This is a genomic window from Streptomyces sp. NPDC015130, assembly GCF_043080005.1.
Classification (GTDB): Bacteria; Actinomycetota; Actinomycetes; order Streptomycetales; family Streptomycetaceae; genus Streptomyces.
The window spans coordinates 166350-185226 of record NZ_JBIBVC010000018.1 but is presented as its reverse complement, the minus strand read 5'-3'; the positions used below and the strand labels follow the sequence as shown (position 1 = coordinate 185226).

Below are 18877 nucleotides of genomic sequence, written 5' to 3'. Positions count from 1 at the left end.
CACATGCCAGGCGCGATCTACGCCGAGGGTCTGGTGAAGACCTTCGGTGACGTACGAGCTCTGGACGGCGTCGACCTCGACGTACCCGAAGGCACGGTCCTGGGCCTCCTCGGCCCGAACGGCGCCGGGAAGACCACCACCGTGCGCGTCCTGACGACGCTGCTCCAGCCCGACAGCGGCAGGGCCGTCGTCGCCGGGGTCGACGTCCTCAAGAACCCCGAGGAGGTCCGCCGCTCGATCGGTCTCTCCGGCCAGTTCGCCGCGGTCGACGAGTACCTCACGGGCCGCGAGAACCTCCAGATGGTCGGGCAGCTCTACCAGCTGAAGGCGAAGGCGGCGAAGGTCCGGGCCGACGAGCTGCTCGAACGGTTCCTGCTCGCGGACGCGGCCGACCGCCCGGCGAAGACGTACTCCGGCGGCATGCGCAGGCGCCTCGACCTGGCGGCGGCCCTGGTGGTCTCCCCGCCGGTCATGTTCATGGACGAGCCGACCACCGGCCTCGACCCGCGGAACCGGCAGGCGCTGTGGGGGGTCATCAAGGAGCTCGTCGCGGGGGGTACGACCCTGCTCCTCACCACCCAGTACCTGGAGGAGGCCGACCACCTCGCCCACGACATCTGCGTCGTCGACCAGGGCAAGGTCATCGCGCGCGGCACCTCCGACCAGCTCAAGGCCCAGACGGGCGGCGAGCGCGTCGAGGTCGTCGTCCACGAACCGGAGATGATCGCGGGCGCCCGTGACGTCCTCGGCCGCTACGGCATCGCGGGCCGGGGCCGGGACGAGGTCTCCGTGGAGGACCACACCCGCAAGCTCACCGTCCCCGTCTCCGGCGGCGCCAAGCTGCTCGCCGAGGTCATCCGCGACCTGGACGCGGTCGGCGTCGAGATCGACGACATCGGCCTGCGCCGCCCCACCCTCGACGACGTCTTCATCTCCCTGACCGGCCACGCGGCCGCGCTCACGGAGGAGGAGAACGGCGGCCCGCCCGCGGCGGACGGCCGCGGCCGCCGGCAGACGAAGGAGACGGCCCAGTGAGCACGATGAACGACTCCCTGGTCATCGCCAAGCGGAACCTCATCCGCATGACCAGGATCCCCGAGATGATCCTCTTCGGGCTGATCCAGCCGGTGATGTTCGTGATCCTCTTCACGTACGTCTTCGGCGGCTCGATGAGCATCGGCGGGAGCACCGACCCGGACGTCTACAAGAACTTCCTGATGGCCGGCATCTTCGCCCAGACCGTCACCTTCGCCACGGCCGGCGCGGGCGCCGGCATCGCGGACGACATGCACAAGGGCCTCATCGACCGCTTCCGCTCCCTGCCGATGGCACGCGGCGCGGTCCTCACCGGCCGCACCCTCGCCGACCTCGTCCAGACGGCGCTGACGCTCCTGGTCCTCGCGATCGTCGCGCTGATCATCGGCTGGCGCCCGGGCTACGCGGAGCCGACCAACTTCGGCAAGGTGATGGCCGGCTTCGGCCTGCTGCTCCTCCTCGGCTACGCCTTCACCTGGATCGGCGCCCTCATCGGCCTCTCGGTCCGCACCCCGGAGGCGGCGACGTCCGGCGGCCTGATCTGGCTCTTCCCGGTCACGTTCATCTCGAACGCCTTCGTGGACTCCAGCCAGATGCCGTCCTGGCTCCAGCCCATCGCCGAGTGGAACCCCTTCAGCGCCACCGTCCAGGCCTGCCGCACCCTCTTCGGCGACCCGGGCGTCTCACCGTCCGACGCGTGGCCGATGCAGTACCCGGTGTGGGCGTCGCTGATCTACTCGGTCCTGATCGTCGCGATCTTCCGCACCCTGTCGGTCCGCAAGTACCGCCGCGCCGACGGCTGACGGCACCCGCCACCGGTCACGGCAGATAGCCGGAGAGGACAAGGCCGTCGGGGAAGGCCAGGAAGGCCGCACCGCCGGCCAGCAGGGCGTCCCCGACGGCCCGGGCGGCGTCGAAGCCGTCGGGCAGGTTGGGCCTGAAGTCCTTGACGTCGTTCGACGAGGCCGGACCGTCCTGCGGATAGGAGAGGACCGCGTCCTTCGCCACCGTGACGACCCGGTCGCCCGCGAAGTACACGAGTGCCTGGGCGTCCTGCCAGACGGGCGCCTGGGCACTCCACCGCTCCCGGCCACTGGCCAGGTCGTACGTGACCACCCGCTGGTTGCTCACCACCGCGACCAGTCCGTCCGCGTTCACGGCGGGACCGGCCGTCACCCCCGTACCGAAGGACCGCACGACCCGCAGGGTCGTCCCGTCGAGCACGGTCACACCGCTCCGGGTGTCCAGGCAGAGCAGACTCCCGCTCTTCTCGTGGACGGTGAACCGCTGGCAGCCCTCCGGCCCGCGCGCCGTCTCCTCGCCGGTCGCCGCGTCCAGCGCCACCGGCACGACCCCGAGCGGCACGTACACCTTTCCGTTCGCCGCCACCGGCTGCTCCGGCAGGGCGTCCAGCGGGCTCCGCCACAGCTCGCGGCCCACCTGCTTCCCCTCGCCGCCGAGCCGCACCGCCGTCACCAGCCCGGCCTGCTTCCCCTCCCACAGGTTGATGTAGGTCGTGTAGAGCACGCCGTCCGTGAAGTCGCTCCCCTTCACCGCCCAGTCGGCCCCGGGCCCGGCGACCGTCCCCCGCTTCCCGCCGTCCTGGAGGCCGTACGCGACGACGCCTTCGGCCCCGGTCACGTACACCCGGTCCCCGACGATCGCCGGGTACTGGGCGCTCGCCCGCAGCCCGTCCGCGTTCGTGCGCGCCGGGACCGACCAGAGCTCGCGCCCGTCCGCCGCGTTCAGCCCCACGAGCGCGCCTCCCGTGCCCGCGCAGACCAGCACCTTCGGGGAGAGGGAGCAGGCGCCGTCGGTCGCGTCGGTGCGCGCGGTCCAGGGCGACCAGCCCGCCGGGCGGTGCGAGCGGCTCGTCGCCGCCGTGCCGAAGTCGTTGGTGTGCCCCGCGCCGCCGTACGGCAGGACGACCTGGCTCAGGGTCTGCGGCGCCGGATTCCCGGATGCGGTCGGTGCCGCCGACCTGCTCGTGCTCGGCCCCGCGGCCTCTCCCGTCCCTCCCGGTCCGTCCGTCTGCCGCGCGAGCACGACGCCCACCGCCGCGAGGACCGCCACCGCCACCACGCCCGCGACCAGCGCGCCCCGCGTGCGCCGCTTCCGCTCCGCGGGCGCCGGAGCCGCCGGGGCCGCCGGCCGGTCCGGCACGGCCGTGGGGGAGTACGGCACCACGGGCCCGAGCGTCGGCAGGTCCGCCACGCCCGTCCCCGAGGCCGCCGCCTCACCGATCGTCCGCGCCGCCTCCCCGTACTCGGCGAGCAGCGACAGCACCCCGCCAGGCCACGGAAAGACCTCCGGCGCGGCCTCCCCACCGCCCAGGAGTTCCGCCAACTCCGCCGCGGACGGCCGCTCTCCCGGATCGAGCCGCAGACAGCGTTCGATCGTCGGCCGCAACTCCTCCGGCACTCCGGACAGTTCGGCGTCGGCCCGGCTGATCCGGAAGATCACGGCCGCCATCTCGTCGTCGTGGAACGGGCCCCGGCCGCTCGCCGCGAACGCGAGCACCGCGCCCAGGCAGAAGACGTCCGAGGCGGGCACGACCGACCTGCTGCCGGCCACGTGCTCCGGCGACATGAACCCCGGCGAGCCCACGACGAGCCCGGTCGAGGTCAGCGCCGTCGCCTCGAAGGCCTGCGCGATGCCGAAGTCGATCAGCTTCGGCCCGGCGGCGCCGAGCAGGACGTTCGCGGGCTTGAGGTCCCGGTGCAGCACCTTCAGCCGGTGCACGTCCGCGAGGGCCGTGGCGAGCGCGATTCCGAGGGCACGCACGGCCGCGACGGGCAGCGCCCCGGCCTGGACGACGGCCTCGGCGAGGGAGGGCCCCGGCACGTACTCCGTCGCCAGCCACGGCGAGGGCGCGTCGGCGTCGGCGTCCACGAGCCGCGCCACGCCCGGCCCGTCCACGGTCCGCGCCGCCGCGATCTCCCGCCGGAAGCGGGTCCGGAAGTCCCCGTCGACCTCCAGGTCCTCCCGGACGGTCTTCACGGCGACCATCCGGTACGGATCGGCCGTCGGCTCGTCGGTCCGGCAGGCGAGGTGGACCTCGCCCATGCCGCCCGCGCCGAGCCGGGCGAGCAGCCGGTAGGGGCCGACGAGCTTCGGGGGCCGGCCGGAAGGGAGCGCCTTCAACACCGAACAGGTCCTCTCAGAGCGTTACTTGGGAAGCTCGACGGAGGCCACGGCCCCCTTGTCGTAGACGATGTACGCGATCCCGCCGACCGGCAGCACCTCGGGCGCCCGGACCTGCTTCGACACGACCTCGCCGAAGCCCGGGTCCATGTTCTCCGCGGCGCGCGGCCCCGGCGCCCCCGGCACCGGCGTGACCTTCAGCCCGGCGGGCTTCCCGTCGGCGCCGAGGCGCACGGTGTAGAGCGAGGAGAAGTCGGCGTACACGACCTGGTCACCGGCGAGCAGCGGCGAGGACACGGCGTGGGCGAGTCCGTCGGGCGGAGCCTTCAGCGGGTACGAGGCGAGGGTCCGGCCCGTGCGCGGGTCGAGGACGGACACCCCCTTGTCTGAGGTGACGACGGCGTTCGGGCCGACGACGGCCGGGGCGACCGTGCTGAGCGGCGCGGGCACGGATGCCCGGGCGGCGAGCGTGCGGGCGTCCAGCGCGTGCAGGGTGACCGGCGCGTTGCGCGTCCGGGCCGAGCTCGCGCAGTACCCGGAGCCGCCGAGTACCTTGAGGTCGAGGCACTCCCTGGCGGCCGGGTCGGCCTCGCCGAGCAGCGTGCCGGTCTTTCCCTCGTAGGCGACGAGACCGCCCTGGCTCAGGGCGTAGACGACGCCCTTCGCGTAGGCCACAGGCTCGTACGCGCGCCGCTCGGCCTGCGAGATCTCCGCGTTGGTGAGCCCCTTGGTCCACAGCTGCCTGCCGTCGGCAAGCGAGAAGGCGGTGAGGGCCACCTGGTCGTCCTGGATGTCCTCGGCCACCTCCGTGGCGGCGAAGACGATCCCGTCGCCGACCAGCGGCCGCGTGTCCCAGACGAACTGGGGGCCGAGGGCGGGCTTCTCCCAGCGCACCGCGCCCGTCCGGGCGTCCCGCACCTGGAGCCGCCGTCCGGTGACGAGCACGACGTTCCCGTCGTGGACGGTGGGCCGGGTGCTGTCCCGGGCCACGAAGAACACGGCGCGGTCGCTCATGTACGACTCGTCGGGGCTCTCCGAGTCGACCTTCGCCTCCCACAGCTTCTTCCCGCTCGCCGGGTCGAGCGCCTCGTAGCGCCCGTCGGTCGTGCGGCAGACCAGCACCTTCTCGCCGGCGGAGCAGCCGTGCGCGGGCGCGGTCAGCTTCGCCTTCCAGGGCGTCCAGCCCGCGGGGCGCTGGGCCGCGTTCTGCGGGACCACGCCCGAGGCGTCGGACAGGCCCCGGTCGTCGACACCGGCGATGCGCGGCGCGGCGGCGGGCGGTGCGGCGGGCGGCGCGGCCTTGGCCGGCGGCTTCTTCGCCTCGGCCTCGGGCCACAGCAGGTACGTGCCGAGGCCGCAGGCGGCGACGGCCAGCGCCAGGACGGCGGCGAGGACCCGCCCCCGCCGTCCGCGCGGCGCGGGAGCGGGGGGAGCCACCGGCGCCACCGGCGCCAGCGTGGGCACGGAGTGCAGACCGGGCACCTCGGGCGTGACGACCGGTCCCGCGGCGGCCGCCGCCTCCACGAGCGGGCCGCCCGAGGCGACGAGCTGGGCGAGCTCCGTCCCGTACTCGCCGATGTGCTCCCGTATGCCCTCCGGCCAGGGGAAACGCGCCCCCGCTCCCTCGTCGAGGAGCTCCACGAGCGCGTCCGGCGTGGGCCGGTCCGCCGGGTCGGCGGCCAGGCAGGCGGCGACGACCTCGCGCAGTTCGTCCGGCACCCGGCTCAGATCGGCCTCGGCCTGCGAGACCCGGTACAGGACGGCGGCGAGCGGCCCGTCGCCGAAGGGGTCCTCGCCGGTCGCCGCGTAGCAGAGCAGCGAGCCGAGGCAGAAGACGTCGGAGGCGGCCGTGACCCGCCGGGCGCCCGCCACGTGCTCGGGGGACATGAAGGCGGGCGTGCCGACCATGACCCCCGTGGCGGTCATGGTGGTGGCGGTGCTGCTGCGGGCGATGCCGAAGTCGATGAGGCGGGGCCCGTCGACGGAGAGCATGACGTTGCCGGGCTTGAGGTCCCGGTGCAGGACCCCGGCCCCGTGCAGGTCGGCGAGGGCGCGGGCGATCCCGGCACCGAGGGCGCGCACGGTGGCGACGGGCAGCGCGCCGCCGCGCCGCACGGCCTGGGAGAGGCTGGGCCCGGGGACGTAAGCGGTGGCCAGCCAGGGCACCGCGGCGTCGGCGTCGCCGCCGACGGGCGCGGCGGCGTGGGTGCTGGAGACGAGGCGGGCGACGCGGATCTCGCGCCGGAAGCGGTCCCGGAAGGCGGGGTCGCCGGCGACGTCGCGCCGGACGGTCTTCACGGCGACGAAGATCCCGTCCGCCGAGGTGTCCCGGGCGAGGAAGACCTCGCCCATGCCGCCGGCCCCGAGCCGGGCCATCACCTCGTACGGTCCGATCTGCCGTGGCATGCCTTCGCGCAGCGGTCCCAGCACTTCGCCCATCCCCCCTGATGACGCACAGTCAGGGCCGCATCATTACATGTGCATGCAGGGCATGTGCATGCAGGACGAAGGGCCGGACCCCCGAGGGGTCCGGCCCTTCGCAGCGCGGCGGGAAGAGCGCAGGCTCAGCCGGTGTACGGCTTGGCGCTGAGGATCTTCACCGTGGCCTTCTTGCCGTTCGGCAGCTCGTACTCGGCGTCGTCACCGGCCTTCTTGCCGTTGACGCCGACGCCGAGCGGCGACTGCGGGGAGTAGGTCTCGATGTCGTCGCTCGCGTACTCGCGGGAGGCGAGCAGGAAGGTCATCGTGTCGTCCTCGTCGCCGTCGAAGGCGATCGTCACGACCATGCCGGGCTCGACGACGCCGTCGTCCGCCGGGGCCTCGCCGACCTTGGCGTGCTGGAGCAGCTGGGTGAGCTGGCGGACCCGGAGCTCCTGCTTGCCCTGCTCCTCCTTGGCCGCGTGGTACCCGCCGTTCTCGCGCAGGTCTCCCTCTTCGCGCGCGGCGGCGATCTTGGCCGCGATCTCGGTACGCGCGGGACCAGACAGGTACTCAAGCTCACCCTTGAGCTTGTTGTACGCCTCCTGGGTGAGCCAGGTGACGTTGTCGCTGGTCTGGGTCACAGGTGCTCCTCGTAGGTACTGGGAATACAAAGCATCGCCCAACACGGGCAGCGGGCGCTTCCCGGGCGGGCGAAACCACGAGCCTAACAATGAGTGGCGAAAAGCGGGAGGACATACATCATCGAGATGCCGTCGCCCCAGGTCACGCGCGTGACCCGCCGGGACTCGTCACCCGGTCCCTACCCACCGCTATCGCGCCGTACACCCCACGAGCTCGGCACTCGTCGCGAGCGCGGTCGTACGGAGCGTGAAGACCTCGTCGACGCGGCCGGCCGGGTCGACGATCCGCACATCCTTGCGGGCGACCTCGATGCCGTCCTCGGAGCGCGACCGCAGCGTGCAGACGCCCTCGACGCCCTCGTCCTTGCGGACCTCCAGGTGCACCTGCACCTCGGTGGGGCTCACCACGTCGAACTTGATCATCTCGGCGCTGATCTTGCTGTCGACGACGTAGTGCCAGCCGAACCAGCCCATCAGGCCGAGGAAGAGGACGCCGAGCACGGCGCCGGTCACCTTGAGCTTGCGGTCGGCCCGCTCGTCCGCGGAGCGCCCGTAGCGCCCTTCGGGCAGCTGCTCTCGCACCGCGCTCATGGTGGTTCCTCTCGAAGCCCGGGGGTGGCGGAATTTTCCCTCCCCCGATTCCGTCACTATAGAAGCCTGCCTCCGCGTCGAATCACTGAGGATCGAGTCTTGACTGACCAGCTGCGACTGATGGCCGTTCACGCCCACCCCGACGACGAGTCGAGCAAGGGTGCGGCCACGATGGCCAAGTACGTGTCCGAGGGGGTGGACGTCATCGTGGTGACGTGCACGGGCGGCGAGCGCGGCTCGGTCCTCAATCCCCAGCTCCAGGGCGACGCCTACATCGAGGCGAACATCCACGAGGTCCGCCGCAAGGAGATGGACGAGGCCCGCGAGATCCTCGGCGTCTCCCAGGAGTGGCTGGGCTTCGTCGACTCGGGCCTCCCCGAGGGCGACCCGCTGCCCCCGCTCCCCGAGGGCTGCTTCGCCCTCGAGGACGTCGACACGGCGGCCGGCGCGCTGGTCCGCAAGATCCGCGCGTTCCGCCCGCAGGTCATCACGACCTACGACGAGAACGGCGGCTACCCGCACCCCGACCACATCATGACCCACAAGATCACGATGGTGGCCTTCGACGGCGCGACGGACGCGGTGAAGTACCCGGAGGACGAGTTCGGCCCGGTCTGGCAGCCCCTGAAGCTCTACTACAACCAGGGCTTCAACCGCCCCCGCACCACCGCCCTCCACGAGGCGCTGATCGCCCGCGGCCTGGAGTCCCCGTACGGCGAGTGGCTGGAGCGCTGGAGCGAGTTCGAGCGCAAGGAGCGGACGCTGACCACGTTCGTGCCCTGCGCCGACTTCTTCGAGACCCGCGACAAGGCCCTGATCGCCCACCGCACCCAGATCGACCCCGACGGCGGCTGGTTCCGGGTCCCCATGGAGATCCAGAAGGAGGTCTGGCCGACGGAGGAGTACGAGCTCAGCAAGGCGCTGGTGCCGACCTCCCTCCCCGAGGAAGATCTCTTCGCGGGCATCCGCGACAATGCCTGACATGAGCGCACACCTGGCACTGACCCAGCTTGTCCCCTTCGCCGCCGAAGAGCTGGACAAGAACAAGGTGACCCCCGGCGTCCTCGGCTTCGTCGTCTTCGCGGTCCTGGCCCTCGCGGTCTGGATGCTGATGAAGTCGATGAACCGCCACATGGGCAAGGTCTCCTTCGAAGAGGCCCCCGACCCGGACGCGGCCCCGTCCGGCCCGGCCGCCTCGGCCGGCGCCTCCGGCAAGTGACGCCGACGCCCTGAGGCCCGTACCCCGGCGGTACGGGCCGCAGGGCTGCACCGGCGGAGCGGCCCGCGGTTTCCGGACGGGTACCGGCGTCATGACCGGACCGGACGGCTCGGCGCGCGGTCTCGCGTGCCCCGCCCGTCCGGGGCGGCGATGAGCGGCGTCGCCGGCCTGCCGCTGCTCCTCGCGGGACAGGCCCTGGCTGCGCCCGACGGGGGAGCCCTACCGCGCGAGCCCGGGGCGGCAGGGCAGGATGGGCCTTATGGCGAACCGACTGGCCCATGAGACCTCCCCGTACCTCCTGCAGCACGCCGACAACCCGGTCGACTGGTGGCCCTGGTCGGCCGAGGCCTTCGAGGAGGCCCGCCGCCGCGACGTCCCGGTGCTGCTGAGCGTCGGCTACAGCTCCTGCCACTGGTGCCACGTGATGGCGCACGAGTCCTTCGAGGACGACGGCATCGCGGCGCTGGTCAACGAGCACTTCGTCGCCGTCAAGGTCGACCGCGAGGAGCGCCCCGACGTCGACGCCGTCTACATGGAGGCCGTCCAGGCCGCCACCGGCCAGGGCGGCTGGCCCATGACGGTCTTCCTCACCCCGGACGCCGCCCCCTTCTACTTCGGCACCTACTTCCCGCCGGAGCCCCGCCACGGCATGCCCTCGTTCCCCGACGTCCTGGAAGGCGTCCGTGACGCCTGGGCCGACCGGCGCGAGGAGGTCGGCGAGGTCGCCGACCGCATCGTCAAGGACCTCGCGGGCCGCTCCCTCGCCTACGGCGGCGACGGCGTCCCCGGCCAGGAGGAGCTCGCGCAGGCCCTCCTGGGCCTCGTCCGCGAGTACGACGCCACCCACGGCGGCTTCGGCGGCGCACCCAAGTTCCCGCCGTCGATGACCCTGGAGTTCCTGCTCCGCCACCATGCCCGTACGGGCTCCGAGGGCGCCCTCCAGATGGCCGCCGACACCTGCGAGGCCATGGCCCGCGGCGGCATCTACGACCAGCTCGGCGGCGGCTTCGCCCGCTACGCCGTCGACCGGGCGTGGGTTGTGCCCCATTTCGAGAAGATGCTCTACGACAATGCCCTTTTGTGCCGGTTGTACGCGCACCTCTGGAAGGCCACCGGCAGCGACCTGGCCCGCCGGGTCGCCCTGGAGACCGCCGACTTCATGGTCCGCGAGCTCCGCACCCCCGAGGGCGGCTTCGCCTCCGCGCTCGACGCCGACTCCGACGACGGCACCGGCAAGCACGTCGAGGGCGCCTACTACGTCTGGACCCCGGAGCAGCTGACCGCCGTCCTCGGCGCCGAGGACGCCGCCCTCGCCGCCGCCCACTACGGCGTCACCGAGGGCGGCACGTTCGAGCACGGCAGCTCCGTCCTCCAGCTCCCGCGGTCCGTCGACACCGCGGTCGCCGACGCCGACCGGATCGCCTCGATCGCGGCCCGCCTCCTCGCCGCCCGCGAGGAGCGCGAGCGCCCCGGCCGCGACGACAAGGTCGTCGCCGCCTGGAACGGCCTCGCCGTCGCGGCCCTCGCCGAGACCGGCGCCCTTCTCGGCCGCCCCGACCTGATCGAGCGTGCCACCGAGGCCGCCGACCTGCTCGTCCGCGTCCACATGGACGAGACCGCCCGGCTCACCCGCACCTCGAAGGACGGCCGGGCCGGCACCAACGACGGGGTCCTTGAGGACTACGCCGACGTCGCCGAGGGCTTCCTCGCCCTCGCCGCCGTCACCGGCGAGGGCGCCTGGCTCGACTTCGCCGGCTTCCTCCTGGACCTCGTCGTCGACCGCTTCACCGCCGAGGGCGGCGCGCTGTACGACACCGCCCACGACGCGGAGACCCTCATCCGCCGCCCGCAGGACCCCACGGACAACGCCGCCCCCTCAGGGTGGACCGCCGCCGCCGGAGCGCTCCTCTCGTACGCCGCCCACACCGGCTCCGAGGCCCACCGGGCCGCCGCCGAAGGAGCCCTCGGCGTCGTCAAGGCCCTCGGCCCCCGCGCGCCCCGCTTCATCGGCTGGGGCCTGGCGGTCGCCGAGGCCCTCCTCGACGGCCCCCGCGAGATCGCCGTCGTCGGCGCCCCCGACGAAACGGCCTTCCAGGAGCTGCGCCGTACCGCGCTCCTGGCCACCGCCCCCGGCGCGGTGCTCGCGACCGGCGCCCCCGACAGCGAGGAGTTCCCGCTCCTCAAGGACCGGCCGCTGGTGGCCGGCCGGGCCGCCGCGTACGTCTGCCGTCACTTCGTGTGCGAGGCCCCCGTCACCGACCCGGCCGAGCTCGCCGCGAGGCTGTGAGCCCGGCACCGTAACGGGGACGGCCCCGCCACCCCTCCGAGGAGGGGCGGCGGGGCCGCCGCGCAGAGCGCCGTGGCTCAGCTGTTGCCGGCGCCGTTGCCGGACAGGACCGGGATGTCGCTGAGGATGTGCGACAGAGGCTCGTCACCCTTGGCCTGGGTGGAGTTCTCGGTGCACTGCTGGTTCTGCGGGGAGGACAGGACGTTGACGTCCTGGACCGCGATCGGGATGAGACCGATCAGCGAACCGGCGTTGACCTTGGCCGGGAGGCCGACGCAGGGCTTGTTCAGGGAGCCCTGGACGAGCGCGAACTGCGGGCTCATGTTGCCGTAGGTGGCGGAGTTGCCGAACTCCTGGTGGGCACCGTTGCCGCTCAGCGAGGTGGTGCCACCGTCGTCGGCGATCGCGAGCGCCTGTCCGGCACCCGCCGCCGTCGCGCCGAGGACCGACGCGGCCACAGCAGCCGTAGCCAAGAGCTTCTTCATTAGTTCAGGCCTTTCGGATACTGGCTCGTGCTGAGTGCCGAGCCGCGCTGATCAACTGGTGAGAAGTCCGGAGGTTCCGGTATGTCCACCGGACGGACTACGGGCAGATGAGCGAGGAACCCTCGGCCGGCCGGTACGTGGCGGCCGGGATCGTGCTCGGCGCGACCTCCTCCGCGGCCGGCAGCGGCCGGTCCTCACGCAGCCGCGCGAAGACCTCCGCAGCGCCCTCCTCGTCCCAGGCGAGCGTGGACCCGACACCCTCGATGTTCGCGTTGAAGCCCCGTACGGGCACCGTCGCGAGCGCCATCCGCTCCGGGGGCAGTTCCCGCAGCCGGCCGGCGAGCTCCAGCAGCTCCTCCGGCGAGATCCCGCGCTCGGCCGCGCCCGTCCCGCGCAGCGTCGCGGCTAGGTCCACCAGCCGCTCCGGGTCGTCGAGCATCCCCTCGCGGAGCCGCTCCAGGGTGTTGACGACGAACTTCTGCTGCTTCTGGATCCGGCCGAAGTCCATCTGCCCGTCCGCCTTCCGCGAGCGGACGTACTGGAGCGCCTCACCGCCCCCGACGCGCTTGGTCCCGGGCTGGAGGTCGATGCCGGTGGAGGGGTCCTTAAGGGGCTCCGCCGTACACACGGAGACCCCGCCGTCGACGCGGTCCACGGTGTCCATGAACCGCCGGAAGTCGATCTCCAGGTACCGGTGCACGGGGAGCCCGGTCATCGACTCGACGGTCTCCACCGCGAACGAGGAACCGCCCTCCGCCCAGGCGCTGTTGATCTTCGCGGGATGGGCGGCGTGCACCTTCCCGGTCCGCCGGTCGCGGTGGTCGGCGGGGAGGGTGGTGAGCGAGTCGCGCGGCAGGCTCACCACGTCGACCCGGTCGTTCGCCGCCGACACGTGCACCAGCATCATCACGTCCGTGCAGTCGCACGCCTGACCGCCGAGCTTGAAACGTTCCTTCTCCTCCTCGGTGACACCCTTGCGGGTGTCGATGCCGACCACCAGCAGGTTCAGCCCCTGCTCCGGCTCGGGCAGTTCGGTGGGCGCCAGGGCGAGAGCGCCGGGAACGAGGACGGCCAGGGCGGCGAGGGCCGCGGGGGCGAGCAGCAGACTCCGTGGCCCCTTCAGACGCGGGGAATTCATGCCCGCACGCTAATTCGACCCCGCTCGTACAGAGGTGCCCGACGCGACATGGGCAGAGCGAATCACTCTCCTGCGGCGCCTGTGTAATGATGCGTGAATCGCAGCGGAGGGAGCGAAGATGGCGCCGGGTCCCGGGAAATGGGAACGGATGGCCTTCATTCCGAAGAGCCGGTACGTGAGTGACCGACCGATCGACGACCGCACCCCATTCCCCGTCTATTCCGCACTGGTGACCCAGTGGGTGCAGGCGGGTCGCACGGTCCCGGGAATGCCGGACCGGGAATGGGAACGGCTCATGGCCACCCCCGTCTGGCCGCGCCCCTGAGGGGGTGCGAGCAGCGGGAAACGAGAAGGGGCCGCCCTGGGTGGGCGGCCCCTCACGCGTGAGCGGAACGTCAGTTGTTGCCGACGCCGTTGCCCGAGAGGATCGGGATGTCGTCCAGGATGTGCGACAGGGCCTCGTCGCCCTTGGCCTGGGTGGAGTTCTCGGTGCACTGCTGGTTCTGCGGGGAGGACAGGACGTTGATGTCCTGGACCGCGATCGGGATGGCACCGATCAGCGAACCGGCGTTGACCTTGGCCGGGAGGCCGATGCACGGCTTGTTCAGGGAGCCCTGGACCAGCGCGAACTGCGGGCTCATGTTGCCGTACGTGGTGGAGTTGCCGTACTCCTGGTGCGCGCCGTTGCCCGACAGCGAGGTGGTGCCGCCGTCGTTGGCGATGGCGAGGGCGGGGGAGGCCACGGCGGCGGTGGCGCCGACGATGGAGACGGCTGCGGCCGCAGTGGCCATAACCTTCTTGATCACGGGAGTTCCCTTCTAGAACCGGCTCCGTGCAGGGAGCCCCCTGATCAACTGGCCCCGGACCTCGGGGTTCCGCTGTGTCACCCCCTTGGCCGAGCGCACTCGGCAGCGCGAAACGGTGCTCCAGTCGAACGGGTGAAGGCCCGGAACCAAAGCCCCCGACCGCAGTTGATCCCGTCGCATCAATCAGGTCGATTGGTGGGAACAGGAACGGAATCACCGTGATCAAGAAGATTATGGCGGCTGCGGCTGTGACGGCCTCTGTTGTCGGCGCTTCCGCCGCGGCGGCCTCCCCGGCGCTCGCCATCGCCAACGACGGGGGCACCACCTCGCTCAGCGGCAACGGCGCCCACCAGTCCTTCGGCAACTCGAAGACCACCGGTGACATGAGCCCGCAGTTCTCGGCCGTCCAGGGCTCGCTGAACAAGCTGTGCCTCGGCGCCCCGGTCAAGGGCAACGTCGGCTCCGTCATCGGTGTCCTCGTCCCGGTCGCCGTCCAGGACATCAACGTCCTCTCCTCGCCGCAGAACCAGCAGTGCGCGGAGAACTCCACCCAGGCCAAGGGCGACGAGCCGCTGTCGCACATCCTGGAGGACATCCCGGTCCTCTCCGGGAACGGCGCCTACAACGGCTGATCCGCACCGCGCACGACAGGGCCGGAGGGAACGTCCACGTTCCCTCCGGCCCTGTTTCGTGCGTGCAATGGAGTGAAAGAGCGAAAGCCGTCGAAATTGCGGTTTCCTTTCCGTGACCTGTTCGTTGTCTTCCGTGAAATGTCTGTCGTCTCAGAAAGGATCCAGACGCAATGAACTGCAAGAAGGCCGCGGCTGTCGTCGCCGGAATCGTCCTGGCCATGGGTGTGGCGTCGCCCGCCTTCGCGGACGCGGGTGCCCACGGCGTGGCCGTCGGCTCGCCGGGTGTCCTCTCGGGCAACGTCGTCCAGGTCCCGATCCACATCCCGATCAACGTCTGCGGCAACAGCGTGAACGTCATCGGCGCGCTGAACCCGGCCGCCGGCAACGTCTGCATCAACGCCTGAGCCCGGCGGCACACAGGCACAAGGGCCGGCCCCGGAGAGCACCCGCTCTCCGGGGTCGGCCCCGTGCCGTACGCGCTACGCCGTGACCGGGGCCTCCGCGCCCGTCCGCGGCCGGCCGACGGACCCGCCCCGCGCGCCCGGCCGAAGCCGCTGCCGGACCCCCTTCACCAGCCGGCCCGCCGTGTACTCCGCGCCGAACACGAACCGCATCGACGGCCCGTACGACGGGGCCGTGAGCAGCCCGGCGAGGAAAAGCCCCGGCCACGAGGACTCGAAGAGCCCGCCGACCTCCGGCGCGCCGACCGCGCCGACCGTCCGCAGCGCCCCGCGCAGCGCCGGGTCGAGCATCCCCGCCCGCTCCAGGCTCGGGGTGAAGCCGGTCGCCGCGACGACGTGGTCGGTCTCCAGGACCGAGGTCCCCCCGGGCCCGGCGACGTCGAGCCGGAGCCGCTCGTCCCCGGTGACCGTCGCCGAGACGATCCGCTGCCCGAGCCGTACGTCCCCGACCGCCGCGAACCGCTCGCGCAGCCACCACGCGCCCGCCGGGCCCAGCGCCGAGTCGAAGATCCGCTCCCGGGTGGCGGCCGGCAGCCTGCGGAAGACCCCCGGGGTGTCCGCGTAGAGCTTGTTGCGCCAGCCGCAGCCGAGGCCCGTGTGCGGGGCGCGCACCGAGCGCCACGGCCCCCGGTCGAGGGCAGGGGGCAGGGTGTTCCAGTTCAGCCGGTCCGCGCGCGCGAGGATCCGGACGCTCGCGGCACCCTGCTCGGTGAGGAGCGCGGCCGTCTCCAGGGCGGCCTGGCCGGCACCGACGACGGTCACGTCCCGCCCCGCGAAGCCGTCGAGCTCGCCGTGGTGGCTGGAGTGGGTGACGTACCGCCGGGGGAGGCCGCGCAGCGGACCGGGGATCTCCATGAAGGGCAGCACCCCGACGGCGAGGGCCACCGTCCGCGTCCGGAGCGACTCGCCGTCCTCCGTGCGCAGCTCGAAGTTCTCGGCGGCGGGCGCGACCGAGGCGATCAGCCGCTCGTCGAGCGCGGGCACGGCCTGCCGGGCGAACCAGTCTCCGTACGAGGCGAAGAAGCCGACCGGGAGCGGAACGCCGTGCTCGGCACGGACGCCCCGCGTCACGGCGTACGCGTCGAGTCCGTACGACCCCTCCGGGTCGGAGAGGTGCGAGGCCCAGGGCTCCGACTTCAGGAACATGCCCGAGGGCATGGCGTGCCAGGACTCCATGGAGCGGCCGAAGGTCCGCAGCGAGAGCCCGTGTGCCGCCGCGTGCGCGGCCACGGACAGACCGTAGGGACCGGCCCCGACGACCACCAGGTCGTACATCGACTTCGACATCGTGCTTCCGCCTTCATCGTTCTCATCGTGGGGTGAGCTGGTCGGGGGTGGTGCGGGGCGGTGGTGCGGGGAGGGCGGCCGGGGGCGAGGCCCGGCCCGCGCCGAGGCGCCGGACCACCGCGCGGCAGGCCCTGCGCAGGAGGTGCGCCAGCCAGGCGCGGCCCATCGCCAGCGCGGGCCACGGGTCGTCCGCCGCGAGCCAGGCGCACTCGGTGCGCGGCCGCGGGCCGCCGGCCGGCTCGGCCGCGTACCGGCGGCGCGGGGAGGTGACGAGCGAGAGCGCCGTGTAGTTCTCGACGACGAACCGGCGGCCGTACGCGGGGGAGTGCGGCGGCACCGGACGGCCGGTCAGGTCCAGGTGCGCCGCCCGGACGACGTCCAGGCCCTCGGCGTCGGCGAAGAGCCGGAACTGCGCGCCGGGCCGGGGGTTGAAGTCGAGCAGGTGGTACGCGCCCGTGGAGCGGTCGAGCCGGAAGTCCAGGTCGCACACGCCCCGGTAGCCGAGCGCGTCGAGCAGCTCACGGGCCGCCCGCTCCACCGCCGGGTTCGCCGTCCAGCGGCCCACGGCCGTCAGGCCCGCGCCGTCGGGCCAGGAGCGTTCCTTGCGTCCGGTCGACCCCGTCGCACAGCGGCCGGACGAGTCCACGTACCCGTGGAAGAACCAGTCCAGGTCCCGGCCCGCCGGAAGGAGCTCCTGGAGCAGCAGCCTGCTCCCGGCCTCGGGGGTGCGGGCGTACAACTCCCGGACCTCGGCGAGGGACCGGACGATCGACGTGCTGCGCAGCCCCCGGCCGGCCGGCAGCAGCCACGGCCTGCTCCACTTGGCGATCACCGGCAGCCCCAGCGACCAGGCCATGGCCGCGGCCTCGTCGGTGCCGGTCGGGATCTCGGTACGCGGATGGGGCAGCCCCAGCGCCGCGCAGGTCCTGGCGAGCCCGGCCTTGTCCGCGACCCGGAGGAGCTGTTCCTCGGTCTGCTCGGGCAGCAGGAGGCGCGGGGAGAGCTCGGCGCGCCGCCGGGCCAGGGCGAGCGCGCTGACGTCGTCCAGCGGGACGGCCAGTACGGGATGTGACGGCCCGTCGGCCGTGGTTTCGGCGATCTCGTCGGCGATCCGGGTCAGCAGGGCCGCGAGCTCGACGGACGACGGCGTCGCGGGGCCCGTGCGGGCCGAGACCAGATAGCGCGACCGGGCGACCGGACTGGTGCTCGATTCGATGACGGCGTGCACCGGAATTCCCGCCCGTCCCAGCGATCGCGCGGCCCCGAGTGTGCCGTGATGGAAGGGATTCCGGTCGAGCCGCACGAGGACGGTGGGGACGCGGGTGTCGAAACTCTGACGGCGCGGCACGGCATGCCCTTCATCTCGGGTGCCCCAACTGGGCGATGAAATCCTCTAATGGACTACTGATCCAAGGGAAGCCGAGTTCACGGTCGGCTCATTAGGAATACTTTCGGAGAATCGGATTGACGGATCATCAAAAAGCAAGCGACGAGAAGGAGTGGCCATGGGAGCTGCGCAGCGGAGAACATCGAGAGCGTGGCTGGGGGTGTTCACCGCCGGTCTCCTCGCCTCGGGATCGGTCGTCCTGTCGTCCCCGGTCCATGCCGCCGAATCCGTAACGACGAAGGACCCCGGTCCGACTCTCTCCAGCGCCATGGGAGCCTTCCTCGACTCGGGCGAGCTCGGGGTCGCCCGCATCGCGGAGCTCGAAAGGTGGCTCGGCGGACGCGAACTCCGGGTCGGCCACACCTACCTGCCGGGCGACCTCTGGAAGAACATCGAGGGCCCGCCCGGCTTCCTCGACGCCTGGGCGGACTGGCGCAACGAGCAGGAGGACCGGCTCTTCGTCCTCAACGTCCCCATGCTGGAGCGCAACGAGGCCGGCGTCTCCGACTACGAGGTCCGCCGCCAGCTCCAGCTGGGCGCCGCCGGGTACTACGACCACCACTTCACGGCCCTCGCCGAGCGGCTCGTCCGGCTCCGGGCGACCGACACCGTCATCGTCCTCGGCTGGGAGATGAACGGCACGACGTACACCCACCGGTGCGCGCCGGACCCGGCGGCCTGGAAGAAGTACTGGAACCGCATCGTCACCGCGATGCGCTCCGTCCCGGGGCAGGAGTTCCGCTTCGACTTCAATCCCAGCCGCGGCCGCGACGCCGTGCCGTGGACCGAGTGCTACCCGGGCGACGACGTCGTCGACATCATCGGCATGGATTCGTACGACCAGCCGCCGGGAATGAGTTTCGACGAACACGTGAGCGAGCCTTACGGGCTCCAGAAGCAGGTCGATTTCGCCGCGGAGCACGGAAAGCAGATCTCCTATCCCGAATGGGGTCTCTTCCGTAACGGCGACAACCCCGTCTACATGCGGCGCATGCTGGAATGGATGAAGCAGCACAAGCCGCTGTACCACACGATCACGGACTACTGTCCGCACGGCGTCTGGCAGTGCGACGACAATCCGCGGTCGTCACTGGTGTTCCGGCAGACGCTGTTCGGGGTGGAGCCGGAGATTCCCGAGGTTCCCGTGGACCCGGTGGACCCGGTGGACCCGGTGGATCCGGTGGATCCGGTGGATCCGGTGGACCCTGTCGACCCCGTGGACCCTGTCGACCCGGTGGACCCTGTTGATCCCGTGGATCCGGTCGACCCTGTCGACCCGGTGGATCCTGTGGATCCTGTGGATCCGACCGACCCCGTCGAGCCGACAGACCCGACGGTTCCGG

Annotated in this window: 16 protein-coding genes and 1 pseudogene; 8 read left to right on the top strand and 9 right to left on the bottom strand. The window is 72.2% G+C overall.

The annotated features are described in order from the left end of the window. Nucleotides 1-3 precede the first annotated feature (3 nt). Both ACF08F_RS31025 and ACF08F_RS31020 read left to right on the top strand, forming a co-directional pair. Nucleotides 4-1035, top strand: a complete 1032-nt coding sequence (locus tag ACF08F_RS31025) for an ATP-binding cassette domain-containing protein (protein WP_392301842.1) — start codon at nt 4-6, stop codon at nt 1033-1035. Between the two features lie 5 nt (nt 1036-1040). Next, nucleotides 1041-1838 (top strand): ABC transporter permease, encoded by a 798-nt coding sequence (locus tag ACF08F_RS31020; RefSeq protein WP_392301858.1) that lies wholly within the window; start codon nt 1041-1043, stop codon nt 1836-1838. Between the two features lie 16 nt (nt 1839-1854). Here ACF08F_RS31020 and ACF08F_RS31015 read toward each other — a convergent pair whose 3' ends face one another. The 4 genes from ACF08F_RS31015 to ACF08F_RS31000 all read right to left on the bottom strand — a co-directional run bounded on the left by ACF08F_RS31015 (nt 1855) and on the right by ACF08F_RS31000 (nt 7832). Beyond that, a complete protein-coding gene (locus ACF08F_RS31015; RefSeq protein ID WP_392301841.1) occupies nt 1855-4182 on the bottom strand; it encodes a protein kinase in 2328 nt (775 codons plus the stop codon). 21 nt (nt 4183-4203) lie between these two features. After that, nucleotides 4204-6618, bottom strand: coding sequence for a PQQ-binding-like beta-propeller repeat protein (locus ACF08F_RS31010; protein ID WP_392301840.1), 2415 nt, complete (start codon nt 6616-6618; stop codon nt 4204-4206). 125 nt (nt 6619-6743) lie between these two features. After that, complete coding sequence (gene greA, locus ACF08F_RS31005; RefSeq protein ID WP_150266605.1) at nt 6744-7241, bottom strand: transcription elongation factor GreA; 498 nt, start codon at nt 7239-7241, stop codon at nt 6744-6746. A 189-nt stretch (nt 7242-7430) separates the two neighbouring features. Next, nucleotides 7431-7832 carry a DUF4307 domain-containing protein gene (locus tag ACF08F_RS31000; RefSeq protein ID WP_392301839.1) on the bottom strand — a complete coding sequence of 134 codons (402 nt, stop codon included), beginning with the start codon at nt 7830-7832 and terminating at the stop codon, nt 7431-7433. A gap of 99 nt (nt 7833-7931) precedes the next feature. Between ACF08F_RS31000 and mca the strand changes: the two genes are divergently transcribed. From mca to ACF08F_RS30985, 3 genes are all read left to right on the top strand, one after another. Then, on the top strand, nt 7932-8813 hold the full coding sequence (gene mca / locus ACF08F_RS30995) for a mycothiol conjugate amidase Mca (protein WP_392301838.1): 882 nt from the start codon (nt 7932-7934) through the stop codon (nt 8811-8813). Nucleotide 8814: 1 nt separating this feature from the next. Next, nucleotides 8815-9051, top strand: a complete 237-nt coding sequence (locus ACF08F_RS30990) for a hypothetical protein (protein WP_392301837.1) — start codon at nt 8815-8817, stop codon at nt 9049-9051. 259 nt (nt 9052-9310) lie between these two features. Next, a complete protein-coding gene (locus tag ACF08F_RS30985; protein WP_392301836.1) occupies nt 9311-11338 on the top strand; it encodes a thioredoxin domain-containing protein in 2028 nt (675 codons plus the stop codon). Nucleotides 11339-11415: 77 nt separating this feature from the next. Here the strand turns inward: ACF08F_RS30985 and ACF08F_RS30980 are convergent, their stop codons facing one another. From ACF08F_RS30980 to ACF08F_RS30970, 3 genes are all read right to left on the bottom strand, one after another. Continuing rightward, on the bottom strand, nt 11416-11823 hold the full coding sequence (locus ACF08F_RS30980; RefSeq protein WP_024757810.1) for a rodlin: 408 nt from the start codon (nt 11821-11823) through the stop codon (nt 11416-11418). 97 nt (nt 11824-11920) lie between these two features. Then, on the bottom strand, nt 11921-12961 hold the full coding sequence (locus ACF08F_RS30975; protein ID WP_392301835.1) for an LCP family protein: 1041 nt from the start codon (nt 12959-12961) through the stop codon (nt 11921-11923). A gap of 395 nt (nt 12962-13356) precedes the next feature. After that, nucleotides 13357-13767: a rodlin gene (locus ACF08F_RS30970; RefSeq protein WP_392301834.1), complete on the bottom strand. Its 411-nt coding sequence runs from the start codon at nt 13765-13767 to the stop codon at nt 13357-13359. A 218-nt stretch (nt 13768-13985) separates the two neighbouring features. On the opposite strand from ACF08F_RS30970, the gene ACF08F_RS30965 reads away from it, so the two are divergent. Together ACF08F_RS30965 and ACF08F_RS30960 are read left to right on the top strand one after the other, a co-directional pair. Further along, on the top strand, nt 13986-14399 hold the full coding sequence (locus ACF08F_RS30965; RefSeq protein WP_392301833.1) for a rodlin: 414 nt from the start codon (nt 13986-13988) through the stop codon (nt 14397-14399). Between the two features lie 170 nt (nt 14400-14569). Then, nucleotides 14570-14803: a chaplin gene (locus tag ACF08F_RS30960; RefSeq protein WP_392301832.1), complete on the top strand. Its 234-nt coding sequence runs from the start codon at nt 14570-14572 to the stop codon at nt 14801-14803. Nucleotides 14804-14878: 75 nt separating this feature from the next. Here ACF08F_RS30960 and ACF08F_RS30955 read toward each other — a convergent pair whose 3' ends face one another. Together ACF08F_RS30955 and ACF08F_RS30950 are read right to left on the bottom strand one after the other, a co-directional pair. Next, nucleotides 14879-16135 (bottom strand): FAD-dependent oxidoreductase, encoded by a 1257-nt coding sequence (locus tag ACF08F_RS30955; protein ID WP_392301857.1) that lies wholly within the window; start codon nt 16133-16135, stop codon nt 14879-14881. Between the two features lie 34 nt (nt 16136-16169). Next, nucleotides 16170-17495 (bottom strand): ATP-grasp domain-containing protein, encoded by a 1326-nt coding sequence (locus ACF08F_RS30950; protein WP_392301831.1) that lies wholly within the window; start codon nt 17493-17495, stop codon nt 16170-16172. A gap of 157 nt (nt 17496-17652) precedes the next feature. Between ACF08F_RS30950 and ACF08F_RS30945 the strand changes: the two are divergent. Next, nucleotides 17653-18795: pseudogene (locus ACF08F_RS30945) on the top strand (glycoside hydrolase family 26 protein); the annotation flags it as partial. Between the last annotated feature and the right edge of the window lie 82 nt (nt 18796-18877).

Coding starts and splice junctions, on each gene's coding strand:
- ACF08F_RS31020 (WP_392301858.1), top strand. CDS start 1,041: ATGAACGACTCCCTGGTCATCGCCAAGCGGAACCTCATCCGCATGACC.
- ACF08F_RS30985 (WP_392301836.1), top strand. CDS start 9,311: ATGGCGAACCGACTGGCCCATGAGACCTCCCCGTACCTCCTGCAGCAC.
- ACF08F_RS30955 (WP_392301857.1), bottom strand. CDS start 16,135: ATGTACGACCTGGTGGTCGTCGGGGCCGGTCCCTACGGTCTGTCCGTG.
- ACF08F_RS31025 (WP_392301842.1), top strand. CDS start 4: ATGCCAGGCGCGATCTACGCCGAGGGTCTGGTGAAGACCTTCGGTGAC.
- ACF08F_RS30975 (WP_392301835.1), bottom strand. CDS start 12,961: ATGAATTCCCCGCGTCTGAAGGGGCCACGGAGTCTGCTGCTCGCCCCC.
- ACF08F_RS30960 (WP_392301832.1), top strand. CDS start 14,570: ATGAACTGCAAGAAGGCCGCGGCTGTCGTCGCCGGAATCGTCCTGGCC.
- ACF08F_RS31010 (WP_392301840.1), bottom strand. CDS start 6,618: ATGGGCGAAGTGCTGGGACCGCTGCGCGAAGGCATGCCACGGCAGATC.
- ACF08F_RS30990 (WP_392301837.1), top strand. CDS start 8,815: ATGAGCGCACACCTGGCACTGACCCAGCTTGTCCCCTTCGCCGCCGAA.
- ACF08F_RS31000 (WP_392301839.1), bottom strand. CDS start 7,832: ATGAGCGCGGTGCGAGAGCAGCTGCCCGAAGGGCGCTACGGGCGCTCC.
- ACF08F_RS30980 (WP_024757810.1), bottom strand. CDS start 11,823: ATGAAGAAGCTCTTGGCTACGGCTGCTGTGGCCGCGTCGGTCCTCGGC.